This window comes from Nostoc sp., assembly GCF_036917575.1.
Taxonomy (GTDB): Bacteria; Cyanobacteriota; Cyanobacteriia; order Cyanobacteriales; family Nostocaceae; genus Nostoc.
Genome location: NZ_JBALDC010000039.1, coordinates 204,260 through 221,918, shown reverse-complemented (window position 1 = coordinate 221,918; position 17,659 = coordinate 204,260). Strand labels below are relative to the sequence as shown.

Sequence of the window (17,659 nt, the reverse complement as noted above, 5' to 3'; positions counted from 1 at the left end):
AAGAGAATTCTTAGAACACCATCACAATCAAAAATAACTAATTTAATTTTGTCCATAACTTACAAAAAATTCACAGCAAAAGCACGAATTTCACTCATCTTGTTAAACCTGAGTCGAGTTACAAGCTTTCGTTTGATGCAGTTTCGTCGGAAAGAGCATTAATAATTTCTCTCAAGGGGCGATCGCTGTTAGACTCTTCTGGTGTTTCTTTACCCAAAGATGTATCCTTCACCAAGCGGTAAACATCAGCTGCTCCGTAGAAAATGCGCTCAGTCAGACCTACCTCCTGAAAAGTTTCGGCAATCTCTTCCATTTCCCCTATCCAACGATGTGCTTTTGGTGTCATGGATGGAATGGAACGGGTGAGTATAGCAGCAAGTTCCGGTTGGCTGCTAGATACTTCTTCCCATAGTTGCTCATCCAAGCCTAAGCGATGAGCGGCAATCAGTAATTCTGTACCAATCGCTGTCAGTCCTTTTGTCAAGGCGGCGTAAGACATCTTCAATCCAGAAGCTTGACCAATTTCATCGCCAATTACTCGTATATCCAACCCATAATTTTGCAGTTGTTGAAATTCAACGGCCTGTTTTCCTGAAGCATAGATGCGGGTACGACCAGGAACTCTGGGAGGTGGGCCAATAATTGAGGCATCTACGAATGTGACTCCCACTGACTCGATGACTTGGGCAATACGTTTTACTTTTTGGGGTGCAACTGCATTGCAATCAACGTACAGAATCTGTTTCCCCACATTGCCTATTACCTCAGCTACAAGATTCGCTGCTTCTATTGCGGCGGCGGGGACTAGCACTGATAAGACCACATCAGATTCAATTACTAGTTGTCTGAGAGAACCCACATCTTCGATATTGGCTGCGGCGGCTAATTGCCGAGTTCTAGGACTGCGATCGTCCAGGGCAGCAATGGTCTTCAATCCATTTTGATTAAGAACAGATGCGATCGCCTGTCCCATGTCACCCGGGCTTAAAATACCAACTGTTTGAATTTGCATGGAAAGCTTGATTATCTGTCATTCAGCTTTTGGCTAATACGCTGACTTTGGTGATTGAGTCATGAGATAACCACGGTAAATTGATATAATTACCGTAGTTATCTAAATAGGAATTTACCATATATTATTCTCAGGAAGCAAGTTACCTGATGATTCAAAAAGCAGATGTATTTTGATTTGTCCTAGCTTTTCTACGCAGAAGGTTGGAAACCAGCAATTATAATTACAGGTTATGAGTCAGTGTTGCTTGGGGAGTAGGAACCGCTTTATAGTTAAGTTGGCTTGGGAGAAGGCAAGTATTGCAATGAAGGCAGTAATCAGACTAGTTAATGAAAATGATGCTCTACAAATGCTGGCAATTTATGCGCCAATTGTGTGGGAAACTGCAACTTCTTTTGAAGTAGAACCACCAAGTGAAACAGAGTTTCAACAGCGGATCAAAAGCTATCAACAGCAGATGCCTTGGCTAGTTTGCGAAATTAATCAAGAGGTTGTAGGCTACGCCTACGCTAGCCCTTACCGTACCCGTGCTGCTTATCAATGGTCTGTGGAATCATCTGTGTATGTCAGTGCTAATTATCGCAGAAAAGGAATTGCTAAAGCTTTGTATAGTTCTCTGTTGAAATTGCTGCGACTCCAAGGATTTTATAACGTTGTTGCCGCGATCGCTTTACCCAATCAACCAAGCGTAGCTGTACATGAGTCTGTTGGTTTTTCGCCTATAGGTATCTTGCGTCGAGTTGGCTATAAATTTGATCAGTGGCATGATATAGGTTTGTGGCAATTATCTTTACAAGCAGAGTCATCTTTCTTGACTGATGGCGACATAACCACACAATCTGTAAATCCACCTGTTTCTCTGGCAAAAATACAAAATTCACCTCTTTGGAATGAAGCTTTAACGAATGGGTTTTTACTACTTCGAGTTTAACTAATACAGCTTTTAAAGCGTTAAATATTACGTTTTTAAATTGGAAAAAGCAATTTTTTTAAGTAAGTTTAAATGAATGGAAGATTTTCTAAAACGCTCTGAAACCGAAATAGTTAAAAGCGAAATAACAAATCAAATTCATACAGTTTCATATTTAGTCGGGTCGTTTCAACTTCGCTCTTGTCATGCGTGAAAATTAGCTTTGTCTTACTATACCAACAAAAATAGAGGTAAAAATTTTACCCCTACAAATTTATGTATTATTTTAAGAAAAGCTAGAGAAGTTTATTGCTCTGAAGTTAAGTGACTTTCTAGCAAAGATGCGATCGCTTCCGGATGAATATTCTTGTATTTCTTGTTACCAAGCTGTAAAACACAGTTGGGAGCGCTGCCACAGCATTTTTGGCAACTAGTATGTTCAATGTTAACTTTGTCTAGCAAACCGCGATCGCACAAAGTTTTTTCTAATTCTGATAATAAACCTTTACCACCACGTTTGAGGCAACCACCCTTTTGACATACCATAATCTTCGCTTTGGGTTGAGGTGGTAAGTCTTGCTTTGGACACGCATCAATTGGTGTTACCCGATAGGCTTTAATTTTTATTTTACTTGTGCGCGAATCTACCTTACTATGACCACAAACACGAACTCGCTGACCGGGAACTAAAGATGAACTTAGAGAACGGCGTAACTCTTTAGGCAGTTTAATTTCTACATTTCCAGATGGAACTGCTAATTGCAAATATTTATATTTTCCTGGTTCACCACCAACAAAACCTGTTAACTGTCCTTCAAGGTTCAATTCTGATAATGTCAAATATTTGTTACCCATGATTGATAAAAAGTTATTGGACATTGCGGATTGGGAATTGGGGATTGGGTACTGAGATATTCCTAAATATTTATTTCCTAGTCCCTAGTCCCCAGTACCCAGTCTTTTTAAGCAAGGCGTTTAGCTTCTACTGTTTGAGGTAAATTTGCTGTGTCTGGCAAATCACGAAATTCTAATTCCCAACCATTTGCTAGGGTGAGAATCTTGCCATCATTTCCATCGGTTTGTTTGACGACTTCTTCTTCCAGGTCTTTTTTAGCAACGTAAACTACTAAAGTGCCGGCGTCATTCATGCGTAGCATTACTTTCATGAGATTCCTCAACAGATTCTAGTTCTTTTTTCATACAGCCGACGACAAACCCTGTTTCTAAGAAATGCACAGCATATATATAGGAAGTCTGCAAATATGTGCCTATACTTGATACGTAGCCGATATCTCCTTTATTCACTAAAACTTGCCCAACTTCTTTACCAGGAAAGGTACCATCGTTTTTGAGCAGTTTCCGAACTCTAACTTTTGCACCAATTTCAAAAGCAGGTGGCAAGTTTAGTTCTAATTCATCGCGTTGCATGAGAGTACCTCTGTTCTCTGGCCAAATTCAATAGTTCTTCTGTCGTCAAACTACGTTTTTTCTGTACCGATTGATGGCGCACTGCGTCTAAAACAGATTGGGTTTCTTGGGAGTTCAAGAAAATTCCATGCTGTTCTAACAAGTTAGCAACTAAATGCCGTCCAGAATGTTTACCTACTACTAAACGCCGTTGCCAACCCACCTCTTCGGGAGCAAATGGTTCGTAGGTAGTGGGATTTTGCAATACTCCGTGAGCATGGATACCAGATTCATGAGCAAAGGTATTTTCGCCAACGATCGCTTTCCAAGGTGGTAAATCTGCACCGGATGCACCTGCTACTAATTGAGATAGTTCCAGCAAACTGGAAGTGTTAATACCTAAATCAACGCCGTAGATGCGCTTGATTGCCATGACAACTTCTTCTAATGCGGCATTTCCTGCCCTTTCACCCAATCCGTTAACTGTGGTACTTACTGATGATGCTCCGGCTTTGATACCCGCAAGGGCATTAGCAGTTGCCAGACCAAAATCATTATGCGTGTGGATTTCTAGGGGAATCGTCAACGCTGAAACCAGCCGTTGGACTTTGGTGTAGGTGGTGAAGGGGTCAAGAACTCCTACAGTGTCGCAGAAGCGAAACCGGGATGCACCCCATTCTTGGGCATAAAGTGCTACATCTAAGAGGAAATTTTCATCAGCCCTAGAAGAATCTTCGCCGCCGACTGCTACCCAAAGACCTCGATCGAGGGCGAAGTTAATTGAGTCTTTGAGTTTTTGTAAACTTACTCGCCACTGACCGTGAAACTTAGCGGCAATTTGGATACCAGAGACGGGAATAGCAATATGCACCCTGTCCAAACCACAGGCGATGGAAGCCTTGATATCTGAGATGACAGCACGGTTCCAGCCCAAGAGTTTTGCTTGTAAACCCAAGTGAGAGATTGCGGCGATCGCACGGGTTTCTTCGTCACCCATTGCTGGTATACCCACTTCTAATTCTGGTATCCCAATGGCATCGAGAAACTTAGCGATCGCTACTTTTTCTTGTAGAGTAAAGGCAACACCTGCTGCTTGTTCGCCATCACGTAATGTAGTGTCATTAATTATGATTTGATTCATTGCAAATATCCCTCTCTTGGAAGTATTCTTAATATCCTTTCCCTCTACAATCCCCAGTGATGGTAAATGCTAAAAATATCACAATTCATAAGTAGGATACATGATCCTTTATTATTGCCCGATTAGTAGCATCACATCTGTATGGCAGGGAACTAAAACAATGTATAATTTACTAATTGTTTTTACCGATGTCATTTGAAATGTCTTCGATTAGCAATGAACTAATATAACTATTAGCAAATCCTGAACAAAGTAATACACATAATCCAGCAATTAAGGATGTAATCATCTTCGTAACCTCATCTTTTCTAGTGCATTTTGTTGTATTTAGGCAGGTAATGGTACTCAAAGCTAATGGGTACAAATTCACTAAGTTTGGTCTGCTAGCCAATCAAAAATTTTTCCTAGCTGCTCCAAATCAACGAAACCATATTGCCAGAGGAGCATTGGTAGTGGGCCATTTTCTGATTCACGATGTCGCAGAGCTACAGCAATATCGGCATTTGAAAGTTCAAGTTCATTGTGCAAAAAATTGAGGAGTTTTATATCTCTGTTTCGAGTTGGCATAATCGAACTTTCAATTTCTTAATTTGAGAAAAAATTAAAAATTGGAGATTCCAATTTATATTTAGGAATTTCGCCTTTTTAATTGTTGCTATATGTCAGGAAAATTTCAGATTTAGTAGACCTAACAAAATCTAAACTCCGTCTAATTCATCTCAGTCTGCAACAAATTCTGCTAGCAGACAGTAGCTTCAAACTCTAAACCTATTTGAGCTTTGTGCATCAGTGAACAAAAAGGATGAAGTCCAGTACTTGCGTCATGAATTCAAGATTAACAGTGTCTTGAACAGACGCGACGAGTAGCGTCTCTACCGTTCGCTATAATGCCAGCAACGCTCTAGCCACTCTAATAATTCGTGACGAGAAGCAAGAAACTGCATAACTGTACTGCGAATTAGAATTGCTTCGACTAAATTGTTCACTTGCACTCGTAAAGAACCATCGGGGGGACAGCAACTCTGAATTTTTAACTCTTGCAAGCGGTGATAGATTTGCCAGCGATCGCTCAAAGGAATCTGCAAAATATGATTTGTCATTTGTCATTAGTCAGTTGTCAGGTGTCAGTTGTTCTTTGCAAATGATTAATGACTCTTAACGCCTAAAATTTGCAATTGTTTTTCGAGTTGCTCAATGCGCGAGAGCAAAGAACGAATCACGGTTGCTTCCATATCGGGTAGCTTTCCATGTTCTAAAGGAGAAAGGTTAGCGCTTTCGTTGCGAGAAATAATTCGACCGGGAACGCCCACAACTGTGCAGTCGTTGGGGATATTCCGTAAGACAATGGAACCTGCACCAATACGGACGCGATCGCCAATTTGCAGATTACCCAAAACTTTTGCACCCGCCCCAATCACTGCATTTTTCCCCACTGTGGGATGACGCTTACCAGTTTCTTTACCAGTTCCGCCAAGGGTGACATCCTGATAAATCAGTGTATAGTCGCCGACGATCGCAGTTTCACCAATGACAACACCCATTCCGTGGTCGATAAACACGCCTTGACCAATTTCTGCACCGGGGTGAATTTCAATTCCGGTCAAAAATCGCCCCAAATGAGAAATTAAACGGGGGATAAAACCGACTCCTCGATTATGTAACCAGTGAGCAAGACGATGCAAACATAGCGCGTGCAATCCAGGGTAGCAAAATACTACCTCTAGCCAATTACGTGCTGCGGGATCGCGTTCAAAGATAATGCGAAAATCACTCAATAATGGCTTAAAAAAAACGCCAGAGAGGAGATTTTTCAGCATGGATGTGCGCGTAGAATCCTGCGTTTTGGTACTTGGGGAATTATTAAGACTGTCTAAAGACTGTTGCATCGGTAATGTCTATCTGGTAGATGAGTCATCTGCTATTTTTATGCTTATATCAGGTGACATCCAACTCGATAGAAAACCCAATGCTGATTGGATTTATTGGATTGATTAAGGTTGTACTCAAATGCCAAAACCCCGACTTAACATAAAGTTAAAATCTATCTGGGGGTAGGGGCGCTAGTATTTAACGATGGGGGTACTAGTATTTTTGGCGCGGGGGTTAAGAATTTATGTTCACGCTACAAGAAACTTTATCCGTAAGCCTTTGCTAAGATTTTATCAAGATATTTTGCAATATATTAAGCTGTACTCAGATGCACTCAAATCTGATTTAGATAAAGTTACAAATACATTTTTTGTATATGCTACTACTATTAGTATCCTATTATTTGGTTAGACGAAAGACAGATTTCTTTATTTTCTTTTAGGATTTGCTGTCTGTATGTGTATATACGTTTCAAAATATAGTTATCGCTCATCGTGACTATTTTCTCATTATATAGATGTGTGGGAATAGCGATCGCTAAAAACTACTTGTGTAAATTGATATGGATCTTGGTTATAATATACTAATGACCAGTAATTAAATATCAGGGTAAAAACTTGTTAAAAGGTTCAATAAAATCGATATTAAAGGAGCGCGGAAAAATCATTATCTAATTTATCGGGAATATTTTTTAGAAAAGCAAATATAAATCTGCCTCATAATCTGGGTAATGTCTAGGAAATGCTGCTCCTAAAAATAACTCTTTATTTTGAAGAGGAGGAAATGCAAATATTCTGGCTTGAGGTTGATTCTAAAATCAGCCCGAATTGAACTATGGAACTTTACTGATAAAATTCAAATCTAATAATATAATTTACGCTGAAAATTGTCTAAATACTTGAAATAATAATGAAAATTAAGCAAAAAAAAAATAAACCAATAGCCAGTCTTTCTTTAGATTTAGATAATATTTGGTCTTATTTAAAAAATCAGGGCGCTCCGGGTTGGGAGACGTATCCTTCTTACCTAGATATCGCCGTACCTCGTTTTTTAGATATTCTCCAACAATGGGATTTGACAATCACAGTATTCATTGTCGGTCAAGATGCAGCGTTGGAAAAGAATACTAAGGCAATACAAGCGATCGCTAATGCCGGTCACGAAATTGGCAACCATTCATTTTATCACGATCCTTGGCTACATTTGTATTCCGAGAATGAGATTGAACAAGAAGTGGCACTCGCCGAAGAACATATCAAACGCGTCACTCATCAACATCCTATTGGCTTTCGGGGCCCAGGATACAGTTTTTCTCCAGCAGTATTGAAAGTCTTAGCGCGCCGGGGATACGAATATGATGCTTCAACTTTTCCCACATTTTTGGGGCCCATAGCACGAGCATATTATTTAATAACTTGTAAATTGAGCAAGGAAGAACGTAAAAAACGGGAAGCACTGTTCGGCGGTTTTAAAGAAGGTTTGCAGCCGCTAAAACCTTACCAGTGGCAATTAGATAAGAATCAACTGACTGAGATTCCCGTTACCACCATGCCAATTTTTAAAGTGCCAATTCACTTCAGTTACATAATGTTTCTGAGTACATTTTCTTCGGAAGTGGCATTACTTTACCTGCGAATTGCTCTGTGGCTGTGTAAAGTTACACACGTTCAGCCTTCTCTGCTACTCCATCCTACAGACTTTGTAAGTCAAGAAGATGTACCAGAACTCTCATTCTTCCCAGGTATGAGTGTCCCTACCTACAAAAAGCTGGCAATAGTGAACAAAAGTTTAGAAATGATATCTAGTCAGTTTAATGTTTTAACTGTTGGACAACACGCTAAATTTGCAGCCGATGCTCATAAATTACCTGTATTAGTACCTCAAAAAAGGTAAAAATATCATCTATTATCACTTTACCTATGCCGATTTTGACAGCAGAAATCCTCTGTTTAGAGGCTGAAATATTTTCATTAGCCGAGTCTCAACATCCAGAACCTCTGCTATATGGTGTTACTGATGGAAAAGCTGTCGGAACTTACCTAGAACAGAAATTTAGACTTTACTTAAAAGCTAAGTATGATTTCATACAAGGTAATTCTGCGATTGGTATTGATTTTCCAGGGTTGCTTATAGATATGAAGGTAACAAGTATTAGACAACCACAATCATCATGCCCATTCAAATCTGCACGCCAAAAAATTTTTGGGCTTGGCTATTCGTTGCTTATCTTTGTTTACGATAAGGTAGATAATAGTATAAACCGCACGGCAACTCTGAATATTTTGCATACGATTTACGTAAGTGCTGAAAGAACCGCAGATTTCCAGATGACACGTGGAATTTCTAGTATTTTAGAGAACGAAGGTAATAAAGATGACCTAATTGCTTTTATGCTCGACCGCAATTTGCCTGTTGACGAGCTTGAAGCAAGTAACATCGCGGATGAAATATTGAGAAATCCACCTTTACAGGGATTTTTGACAATTTCTAATGCTTTGCAATGGCGGCTTCAGTATGGGAGAGTGATAGAACGTGCTGGCCAAGAAAAAGGTATAATTACCGTTTATAGAGCTAATCCATGATGCGTACTCTTCAGAAACTTAAAGTAGAATACGGTGATTTTCAAACGCCGATAGAATTAGCCGATCAGGTATGTAAAAAGCTAGTAGAGCTTGGTGTTAAACCACATATTATAATTGAGCCTACTTGTGGAATAGGAAACTTTGTTGAAGCTGCCTCATCTTGTTTTGAATCGGCAAAAAAAATTTTAGGAATTGAATTAAACCTCGACTACTTTAGACAGATTCTAGAAGAAGAAAAGTTTTTATATGACCAAAGGATTGAAATTAAATGTGAGGATTTTTTTCAAGTAGATTGGTTATCACTAATAGGTGAATCAAATGAAGAAATATTAGTGCTTGGTAATTTACCTTGGGTAACAAACTCACAACAGGGCAGTATTGGGGGCGTAAATTTGCCCAAAAAGAGCAATTTTCAAAATCATACTGGTTTAGATGCAATTACAGGAAAAAGTAATTTTGATATATCCGAATGGATGCTCATACAGTTTGTACAATACTTACAGAAGGATAACAGTTCTCTAGCGGTGCTTTGTAAAACTTCGGTTTCTAGAAAAATATTAAATTATATCTATTCTGAAAAGCTAAATCTTGCTTACTGTGCAGTTTATAAGATAGATTCTAAGAAATATTTTAATGCTGCTGTTGAAGCTTGCTTATTTTTCTGTAAATTTGATTCAAACTCACAAAAATATTATTGTGATGTATTTGATAGTCTTGCAAGCTCAGTTTGCTCTCGTGTAGGCTATTTGAATAATATTCTTATTAAGGATTTGATTACATTTAAAAAAGTAGAAAGCTTATACAATAAGCAATCAAAAACAAAATGGCGTTCTGGTATTAAGCATGATTGCGCTAGCGTAATGGAATTTCGCAAAAATAATGACTATTTTATAAATGGGCTAGGAGAATCTTATGAACTCGAAGAAACTTATATTTTCCCTTTAGTTAAAGGTTCTTCTGTTGCCAAAAATAAAACAAAAGCGACTGATCGATATATTTTAGTTACTCAAACTTTCGTTGGCGAGTCTACTGAATCTATACAAAAATTAGCACCTAAAACATGGGCATATTTAGAAAAGCATGAAAGTCTTTTAAATAATAGGAAAAGTAAAATTTATCAAAATAGCCCTAAATTCTCTATTTTTGGTGTTGGCTCATATACTTTTGCACCTTGGAAAATAGCAATTTGTGGACTTTACAAAAAATTAAGTTTTAGATTAATTGGTCAAATAAATGAAAAGCCTGCTATTTTTGATGATACTGTTTACTTCCTCAGCTTTTTTGATGAGAAAAGTGCATACGAATCATATCAGCTTTTAACTTCTTCATTGGCGAAAGATTTTTATTCATCTCTAATATTTTGGGATGAAAAACGTCCAATTAAGTCTAGTATTTTAAATAGCTTAAACTTGGCAGCTTTAGCAAAGTTAGTATTTTAATGTGCTGTTTATCAATACAATTATTAGTTGTCATAAAGATGCTTGTTCCACTGCGCCCGTTGCACAAAGTGAGGCTCAACTGAACTGTATTGTAATGCAACCATATTTCTGAAGAGTCCGGTATAATTTCTAATTATTGATAACCTGAATATCCTAACAGTTAAACCGCATAAAAATTCTCAGGAATTTTACTGAACCATCAAGACAATAAATATTACTAATATATAGATAAATATTATCAGGATGCTGAATATGTCAGATATGCCGCTTCAATGCAAAAATTTGAAAGAGCAGGTTGAATCTATATTACAACTTTTACAACAAGAATCAACGCTACGTTCCCAAGATATTACATCTGTACGAACTTCTTTAAGTAAGGCGATTTCTCCCAAGTTTGAGATTGTGTTTGCAGGTGCATTTAGCGCCGGGAAATCAATGCTAATTAATGCACTATTAGAAAGGGAATTACTCTACAGTGCAGAGGGACACGCTACAGGTACAGAATGCAAAATCGAGTATGCAGAAGTAGATAAAGAACGTGTTGTTTTGACGTTTTTAAGTGAAGCAGAAATTCGGGAACAAGTAGTTTCTTTGTGTCAGCAATTAGGATTTAAGACAATACCTAATATCAATCAACCCGATTTAATTAACTTGCTACGTCAATATTCTGAAGCAATTATTCAGCAGGAGGGTGGTGAGAGTAAATCAGAACGTGCAAAACAGGCGAAGGCGTTAATGTTGTTAGTAGAAGGATATATAGCAAACCGCGATCGCATCAATACGGTGATGAATGCTACATATTCAATGGAGCAATTTAACTTTTCCAATCTCAAGGAAGCGGCTGGATATGCCCGTCGTGGTAGTAATAGTGCCGTATTGAAGCGGATAGAATATTACTGTAATCATCCTCTGCTACAAGATGGTAATGTAATTATTGACACGCCGGGTATAGATGCACCAGTAGAGAAAGATGCACAGCTAACTTACGCCAAAATTCAACACCCTGATACTTCGGCGGTGGTGTGTGTGCTAAAACCTGCTTCGGCGGGTGAGATGACAAAAGAAGAAACAGAACTTTTGGAATTAATGCGGGAGAATGCGGGAGTACGCGATCGCGTTTTCTATGTATTTAACCGGATCGATGAAACTTGGTATAATACCGAACTACGGCAACGATTAGACGATTTAATTAATGGACAGTTTCACAATTCAAACAAGGTTTATAAAACGAGTGGATTATTAGGATTTTACGGTAGTCAGATTAAACAAACAAGCCAACAAGATAGATTTGGTTTAAATTCTGTTTTTGCAGAAAGTATTAAAGGTTTAAATGGTAAAGAAGAAACACCACAATTTGTCTATGCGTTTAATAACTACTGTGTAAATTCAGGAAAGCTGTCTTCCACTAAATTCCGTGTTTCTGTTAACGGCTATGAAACTCCAAATCAAAATTATGTGCGGATTTTAGGAGATTGGGGAAATGAACTTATAGAACAGCTAATTAAAGATAGTGGTACTGAGGAATTTCGCACAGCTATTACTCGCTATCTTACAGAAGAAAAGCGTCCCCAATTATTTAAAAATCTTGCTGATGATTTGGAAGATGTTTGTATTAAGCTCAAAAAACATTATCAGAGCGCCCAACGCGAGTTAGATAGTCAGCCCCAAGAAATTGAGATGATGAAGGCGCAAGAGTTGCAACACCTAAATCAGCAACTACAGCAAATTGGTAGGGAATTTAGCGAACATATTACAGAAGAAATTAATCATATAATTAATAATTATTGTGATGCTTTTGAAGCAGATTTTAAGCAATTGCAATCACGAATGATTCGTCGTCTAGATGAATTGCTAGATACTTTTTCTGTAGCTTATGCTTATCGACGTGCAACCATCAGCCATCCTCGCAACGCTACCGCACCTTTAATTGCTATTTTAGTAGAGGCATTTTATTACTTAGCAAATCAATTAGAAGATATTTTGGTTGAATCTTCTCAGCAAATAGTTGCAAATTATTTTCAACGGTTGATTGAAAAGATTCGCAAGTCAGAATATTATCGCCAATTGTATCGTTTATTAGATAATGATGGTGGAATTGAACAAGAAATAAAAACTGTAGAAAAAGTAGTTACTCAAGCATTAGTGAGTGCAGCTAGTGTAGAGTGCGATCGCTTCGTGCGAGAAAGTCCCAGATTCTATGATGAAGGCACTTTTTCCATATATCAATTTCGCCAAACTCTATTACAAACTTCTCAAGGTTACGATGCTGAAAGTATTGTGGAAGCAGAACCAGCAATTAGGCAGTTATTAAAATTAGATTTTGAACCAAAAGTTTCCCACACTATTCGTAAATCTTTCCGTCAAACCATAAATCAAACTCTCAAAACTCAATTGATACCAATGGCAAATCAGCAGGCGGATGAAATTTTGCAGCAATATCCACAGGCGCGTGCTTATTTAGAGAAAACATTGGAACAAGAAGCTGAAGAAAAAATTGCGAATAATCAACGATTATTGAGTGTTCTTGAAGAAAATATTGCAGCATATAATTCAGCAGCTTTTAGTATCAATAGTTGTTTACAGGCGATGCAATTATCTGACTATCTTTTGCCTGTAATTGGTAATGCAGATTTTATATATGCTACCCCTGGTTCATTAGACATTGATAGCAAATTTGCTAGAAATGGATTGGTGAACTCAGATGGTTTAGTTCATGAAGTAGCAGAGGTTTAGTATTAACGTTTTCAACAAAATTTTAAATACTATTACTTATTGCAAATAGCCTCTTATTGTATAATTTTGTTAAGAAGCTGGATATTTAGCAGCATTTAACAGTAATGTTTCTGGAGAAAATGATTCAGTGTAAATACGTGAAGCAATCTATTCTTAAAGACTTCAAGCAGAAGCCTAAGAGAATGTTTGAAAAGTCATCCAAGTATGTTTGACTACTCTAGCTATTGAGAAGTTGAACGACATAATGGGGGATCTGGGACTTGCGTTCGCTTCTCTGAGTTGCATTTAAGGCTCAAGCTTACACTTTTTAAACAACTTCTAAAAGGCTGTTTTTAAACGATTATAAAGGTTTGGATTGAGGTGTTATGAGGTGTTTCAACATCAGATGAACCATAATTCCAATGATGCAATCGCTGCGTTACTACTCTTTACATTTGTTTAGAAACAGCCTCTAAGCTAAACGTATCTGATCAGCTTTTGAATAATTAATCAGTGTATTTATGTAAGGAATAACCGATGAAAATGAAAAGTGGAAAATTAACTGCTGTTTTTCTGGTGTCAATGTTTGCTACCGTTTTTTTGCCGTTAAGTTTTCTAACTAAGGTGCAAGCGGAGGTGGCAAAATTTGCTTTTAATAAGTTGGGGTCGGAGAAGCCCTACTACATCTCACAAAACACGAATCAGCCAACACCAATAACTCAATTTAAAATTCAGACTCTTAATCAGCGAGGTCCTATTGGTGATGGAGGATGGAATATTCTTCCAACAGACCTTAATAAAGGAGCTAAAGGAAGATATATCTATCTTGAGTATCAAGGCATAAGTGGACTACCTCCTGTTACTTCTGTAGATGTTAAAGCTTATGATACTCCACAGTATAATCCCCCTGCTGGGTGGTCTTGGGATCCGTCAGATTTAAATGCAGGAGCAGGTGGTAAGTATATTTATCTGGCGTGGAAAACAGGAGAAGTTGATAAGCCACCTATTATCAATGTTCTAGTTATTGCTGGTAACCAAAGTTCTCCTCCAAATATCCCCGGATGGATACCCATTTACCAAGACTTAAATCAAGGAGCAAAGGGGGACTATATTTGGCTTTATTACAGCACTACAATACCAACGTAATAGAAATTAAATAATTTTGCATTGATAGGACTTACGCAAAATTATCTCAAAAATCTGATTTATCGTAGCGGTAATTCATGAATTACCGCTACTTCAGAACTTTTTTGCCTAAGTCCTGACCCAGTTGACTATCTGTCATATCTGCCGTTTCTGCGATTCTCAACTGAGAACTCTCCTCGGCAACTATTTCTCACCCAAATGCGATTTATTTATAGGTCCAATTCTCTCTACAACTGGTTTTAGACTATAGTCTAAAACCAGTCGCTTTTTTTCACCGCTTATTGGTGCATTAGTGGTTTCCCCTGATAGGTGCAAGATGGATATCATGTCCGCCCAATTAGTTATAATTCGCTGCATCTGTGCAAAAATCAGGAAAACCTCTTTCCCCCTGCTCCCCTGCGGTCTTAATAATAAGTCTTTAACCGGAAATGATATGAGCCTCCAATTAGCGGCGAATGCCTCCGGCACGCTACACCATCGCTACTAGCAAAATATGAAAGAAACACATTTTGAGGAATTTTCTGAAAGTATTGCTGGTAATGGGTTATAAAATGTGTTTTTTAAGAGTTAACCTTATTCATAATTTATAAATAATTATGAATTATGATTATCAAGCGTCGGCAATTTCTTACAACCTGTGGACTAACTACCTTAGCTACCCAAATACCATCATTTACCGCCCAAGGTAAACTACCCCCAAATACCATCCGTAAGCCGCCCCGCCTGCAAGTGGGCGATACCATAGGATTAATCGCCCCTGCGGGTATCGTTGACGCCAAAGACATCGAAGCAGCGCAGAAGTCAATTTTACAGTTAAAGTTAAAAGTCAAGCTAGGGAGGCATATTTTAGACCGTTATGGCTATTTAGCGGGTAAAGATGCCGATCGCGCCGATGATGTAAACTTGATGTTTAGCGATCGCACTATAAAAGCAATTATTCCCATGCGTGGTGGTTGGGGCTGCAATCGCATTTTACCCTTACTTAACTACTCGCTGATTCGTTCCCATCCGAAAATTCTCATCGGGTACAGCGATATTACTACTCTGTTGTTGGCAATCAATGCCCGTAGTCAAATGATTACTTTTCATGGGCCAGTTGCTACGTCTACCTGGAATCAGTTTACAGTGGATTACTTTAAACGCATCCTATTTAATGGTGAAGCTGTAACTATGCAAAATTTCAACCCTAGCGAAGTGCGGTTGGAGATAATAGCACCGGGAAAAGCCAGAGGTAAGCTTGTGGGTGGAAACTTATCAGTACTATCAGCGATGGTTGGTTCACCTTACCTACCTTCTTGGAACAAAAGCATCCTGTTTGTGGAAGAAGTTGGCGAGGATGTTTATCGTATAGATAGGATGCTGACACAGTTAAAAACTGCTGGGATACTTAATCAAATTGCTGGCTTTATCTTTGGGCAATGTACTAAATGTAGTCTTGGAGATGAACCATCTTTTACATTAATGCAAGTATTGCAACAACACATACTTCCTTTAAGTATTCCTGCTTGGTACGGTTCAATGATTGGTCATATTAAGGATAAATTTACCTTGCCAATCGGTGTAGAAGTGGAAATAGATGCTGAACTTGGGACAATACGAATGTTAGAGGCGGCTGTTAGCCTTGTGTGAAGGAGGTAGGAGGTTAGAATATAAAAATAGTGACTCATATTTTATCTAAAATGTAGGGGCAATTCATGAATTGCCCCTACGGATAAATCAAGGCTTTCACTGCCTTTTTGCCTATGTGTATCAAGTTTGGGAATGCTTACTTATGACCACCAAACCATTTAGAGGCGATCGCTCCTAAAGCTGCTCCCACAACTGGATTACTGAGAAACTTAAGAATCGCTGGTTGTTCAGCCATCACTTCTCGGAAGATATCAGGATGGCTATGATATGTGAAAGATGCAAGTTTGCTCAGGTCATCTGCATTCAGATGGTTAGGGTTATGGGTAGAAAGTCCCAAGTCTTTCTCTAGATGGCGCTCGTCTAGACCTCTTTGCTTTAAGTGCTTGAAAAATGACCGTGCGACATCATCCCGCTCGTTAGGTTTAATCTGAGCGATCGCCTTCTGCAATTCTGGCTCCATCTGGCTGGGAGGAATGCTGTTATGGTTGAAAGACCGACCAAATAATTGACGACGTTCTTCGTGGGATGAGCGTTGAGCAAAATCATCAAAATTTTGGTATTCCTTGGTTGGGTCAGATGAAACATCATCTAAAGACTCTGTATTACCATGAGCCAACTCGTTGAGAATTTCGCGTTTATACTTGTCACTGCTGCTCATTTTAATTGTTTCCTTTTCTACTTTAAATCAAGGTAAATCATTTTTTGAACTTTTGAAAATTGAGTAATTATTTGTACTCAATTTTATTTGTTTGCACATCATACTGACTCGTCAAAATCAGTTTTTTATCTGGTGCATACATCAAAACTGTTAAGTCTTGATTAGGGAAATTCTTGTGAAAACCTTGGAGTAACGATTTTGCTAATGGTCGTACTTCCGTCGGACGAACTTGAGGCGTAATCACGATACCTAACTTATTATTGTCACGCACATAAGCATCTTGGACAATTCCCTTTGCTGTACCAATAACCCAGTTCCCAAAATCTTGACCCTGTACGCTGTTACCACGCTCTAACAAGGCATAGTCGCCACTACGACTGATTCCAGGTGATAATTGAGTTGGTTGTTTAGCTTCAACGACTGCGTTACAAGCAACAGTCGTGGTCAAGATTAAAGCCAAGACTAAAGCCGTTAAAATTTTGCGAAACTGTTGAATCATATTCACGATTGTCTCCTAAAAAAGTAAGTTGGAAGTTCCACAATCCCAGGCTATAGCAATCCTATTTGAGTTATGAAAATTATCGTAGACGCGCGGCAGCTTGCCGCAGGCTACCGCTTTCTTTAGATGTAGCTTGCTTCCCCGTAGGGGTACGCAGAGCGTCTCGTTAGAGAAGAGAGCCAACAGGAGAAACAGAAAAGTTCATAAATCATTTAGAATTGTTATAGAGGTTTGAGTAATTACTTGAATAAGCTATAGCCTAAAATAAAACATACATGGTATGAATTTTAAGTAGATGTTCAAGCGCTTTTGTAATTTGGATCCATCCAACATTGTGGCAAGTTCTCACCAGAGGGAAAATTTAATTTGCCTTTCTCAAAAGATTCTGGATCTTGTTCTTCTTCTCCCACCTGATATTGTCCTTTGACAGTAGTTTCTTTCGGGCTAAACAGTGCCTCAATGTCGAGGATTTCTACTAAATTGCCGTTCTGTTTATCTTGTAGTAACATAGCAAAACTTAAGTTTGAGGTTTGAGGTTTGAGGTTTAACTTACTGATGCATTCTTTTTAATAGTGTCAGCCCAACAGCATAAGGTGTACCACCCAAGGGTGCAGCAAGCGTCAGAAAGAATGTACCGACAAGTTCAGCCAACGCA

General features: G+C 38.5%; 18 protein-coding genes. 7 read left to right on the top strand and 11 right to left on the bottom strand.

Features of this window, described 5'->3' with window-relative positions; translation table 11 throughout:
- Window positions 1-118: 118 nt before the first annotated feature.
- Window positions 119-1,012, bottom strand: coding sequence for an NAD(P)-dependent oxidoreductase (locus V7K79_RS09660; protein ID WP_335046982.1), 894 nt, complete (start codon window positions 1,010-1,012; stop codon window positions 119-121).
- Window positions 1,013-1,316: 304 nt separating this feature from the next.
- Here V7K79_RS09660 and V7K79_RS09655 point away from each other — a divergent pair, with 304 nt between their 5' ends.
- Window positions 1,317-1,943, top strand: a complete 627-nt coding sequence (locus tag V7K79_RS09655; protein WP_335046980.1) for a GNAT family N-acetyltransferase — start codon at window positions 1,317-1,319, stop codon at window positions 1,941-1,943.
- Window positions 1,944-2,228: 285 nt separating this feature from the next.
- Here V7K79_RS09655 and V7K79_RS09650 read toward each other — a convergent pair whose 3' ends face one another.
- The 7 genes from V7K79_RS09650 to cysE all read right to left on the bottom strand — a co-directional run bounded on the left by V7K79_RS09650 (window position 2,229) and on the right by cysE (window position 6,356).
- Window positions 2,229-2,777: a (2Fe-2S) ferredoxin domain-containing protein gene (locus tag V7K79_RS09650; protein WP_335047052.1), complete on the bottom strand. Its 549-nt coding sequence runs from the start codon at window positions 2,775-2,777 to the stop codon at window positions 2,229-2,231.
- 107 nt (window positions 2,778-2,884) lie between these two features.
- Window positions 2,885-3,088 (bottom strand): putative nitrogen fixation protein NifT, encoded by a 204-nt coding sequence (nifT, locus tag V7K79_RS09645; protein WP_114083693.1) that lies wholly within the window; start codon window positions 3,086-3,088, stop codon window positions 2,885-2,887.
- Window positions 3,063-3,350 (bottom strand): nitrogen fixation protein NifZ, encoded by a 288-nt coding sequence (locus V7K79_RS09640; protein ID WP_335046978.1) that lies wholly within the window; start codon window positions 3,348-3,350, stop codon window positions 3,063-3,065. The genes nifT and V7K79_RS09640 overlap by 26 nt, the downstream gene beginning before the upstream one ends.
- Window positions 3,337-4,470: a homocitrate synthase gene (gene nifV, locus V7K79_RS09635; protein ID WP_335046976.1), complete on the bottom strand. Its 1,134-nt coding sequence runs from the start codon at window positions 4,468-4,470 to the stop codon at window positions 3,337-3,339. The genes V7K79_RS09640 and nifV overlap by 14 nt, the downstream gene beginning before the upstream one ends.
- Window positions 4,471-4,839: 369 nt before the next feature.
- On the bottom strand, window positions 4,840-5,037 hold the full coding sequence (locus tag V7K79_RS09630; protein WP_335046974.1) for a DUF2949 domain-containing protein: 198 nt from the start codon (window positions 5,035-5,037) through the stop codon (window positions 4,840-4,842).
- 305 nt (window positions 5,038-5,342) lie between these two features.
- Entirely contained in the window at window positions 5,343-5,570 is a 228-nt protein-coding gene (locus V7K79_RS09625; protein WP_335046971.1) for an Asr1405/Asl0597 family protein, read from the bottom strand.
- Between the two features lie 45 nt (window positions 5,571-5,615).
- A complete protein-coding gene (gene cysE / locus V7K79_RS09620; RefSeq protein WP_335046969.1) occupies window positions 5,616-6,356 on the bottom strand; it encodes a serine O-acetyltransferase in 741 nt (246 codons plus the stop codon).
- Window positions 6,357-7,248: 892 nt separating this feature from the next.
- Between cysE and V7K79_RS09615 the strand changes: the two genes are divergently transcribed.
- From V7K79_RS09615 to V7K79_RS09590, 6 genes are all read left to right on the top strand, one after another.
- Window positions 7,249-8,232, top strand: a complete 984-nt coding sequence (locus V7K79_RS09615) for a polysaccharide deacetylase family protein (RefSeq protein WP_335046967.1) — start codon at window positions 7,249-7,251, stop codon at window positions 8,230-8,232.
- Between the two features lie 26 nt (window positions 8,233-8,258).
- Window positions 8,259-8,921 (top strand): restriction endonuclease, encoded by a 663-nt coding sequence (locus V7K79_RS09610; RefSeq protein WP_335046965.1) that lies wholly within the window; start codon window positions 8,259-8,261, stop codon window positions 8,919-8,921.
- Window positions 8,918-10,360: an SAM-dependent methyltransferase gene (locus V7K79_RS09605; RefSeq protein WP_335046963.1), complete on the top strand. Its 1,443-nt coding sequence runs from the start codon at window positions 8,918-8,920 to the stop codon at window positions 10,358-10,360. Before V7K79_RS09610 ends, V7K79_RS09605 begins: the two co-directional genes overlap by 4 nt.
- Before the next feature lie 252 nt (window positions 10,361-10,612).
- Window positions 10,613-13,093, top strand: coding sequence for a dynamin-like GTPase family protein (locus tag V7K79_RS09600; protein WP_335046961.1), 2,481 nt, complete (start codon window positions 10,613-10,615; stop codon window positions 13,091-13,093).
- Window positions 13,094-13,609: 516 nt separating this feature from the next.
- On the top strand, window positions 13,610-14,218 hold the full coding sequence (locus tag V7K79_RS09595) for a hypothetical protein (protein ID WP_335046958.1): 609 nt from the start codon (window positions 13,610-13,612) through the stop codon (window positions 14,216-14,218).
- A 603-nt stretch (window positions 14,219-14,821) separates the two neighbouring features.
- Complete coding sequence (locus V7K79_RS09590) at window positions 14,822-15,847, top strand: S66 peptidase family protein (protein WP_335046956.1); 1,026 nt, start codon at window positions 14,822-14,824, stop codon at window positions 15,845-15,847.
- Window positions 15,848-15,983: 136 nt separating this feature from the next.
- On the opposite strand, the gene V7K79_RS09585 is transcribed toward V7K79_RS09590, so the two are convergent.
- From V7K79_RS09585 to V7K79_RS09575, 3 genes are all read right to left on the bottom strand, one after another.
- Window positions 15,984-16,505, bottom strand: a complete 522-nt coding sequence (locus V7K79_RS09585) for a hypothetical protein (RefSeq protein ID WP_335046954.1) — start codon at window positions 16,503-16,505, stop codon at window positions 15,984-15,986.
- A 67-nt stretch (window positions 16,506-16,572) separates the two neighbouring features.
- The gene (locus V7K79_RS09580; RefSeq protein WP_335046952.1) at window positions 16,573-17,010 is read right to left on the bottom strand and encodes a hypothetical protein; all 438 of its coding nucleotides are present in this window, start codon (window positions 17,008-17,010) and stop codon (window positions 16,573-16,575) included.
- A gap of 293 nt (window positions 17,011-17,303) precedes the next feature.
- The gene (locus tag V7K79_RS09575) at window positions 17,304-17,513 is read right to left on the bottom strand and encodes an acetyltransferase (protein WP_335046950.1); all 210 of its coding nucleotides are present in this window, start codon (window positions 17,511-17,513) and stop codon (window positions 17,304-17,306) included.
- Window positions 17,514-17,659: the final 146 nt, after the last annotated feature.